This is a genomic window from Pseudomonas peli (assembly GCF_050563605.1).
Taxonomy (GTDB): domain Bacteria; phylum Pseudomonadota; class Gammaproteobacteria; order Pseudomonadales; family Pseudomonadaceae; genus Aquipseudomonas; species Aquipseudomonas peli_A.
This window is the reverse complement of the sequence record NZ_JBNXUH010000059.1, coordinates 1-203: the sequence shown is the minus strand read 5'-3', so window position 1 is coordinate 203 and position 203 is coordinate 1. Positions and strand designations below refer to the sequence as shown.

At 56.1% G+C, this 203-nt stretch carries 1 protein-coding gene; it reads left to right on the top strand.

Translation table 11 applies throughout. The annotated features are described in order from the left end of the window. A partial coding sequence (locus tag ACQ4LH_RS21065; RefSeq protein WP_430698965.1) for a phosphoenolpyruvate carboxylase occupies window positions 1–128 on the top strand: 128 nt, incomplete at its 5' end. Between the last annotated feature and the right edge of the window lie 75 nt (window positions 129–203).

Below are 203 nucleotides of genomic sequence, written 5' to 3'. Positions count from 1 at the left end.
TCGGAGATGTGTATARKRKAYAAGAGACAGGCTCACGACTGCGTGATAATCAGGCCGACAGCCCTCTGGAACAGGCCTTGCTGGTCAGTGTGGCGGGTATTGCGGCGGGTTTGCGTAACACCGGCTAGGCGTATTGCAGAGGGAGGAGGGGGCTTTCGCTGGTACATATGTAGTGCGCTGGCGAAAGCACTACCTTTTAGAGG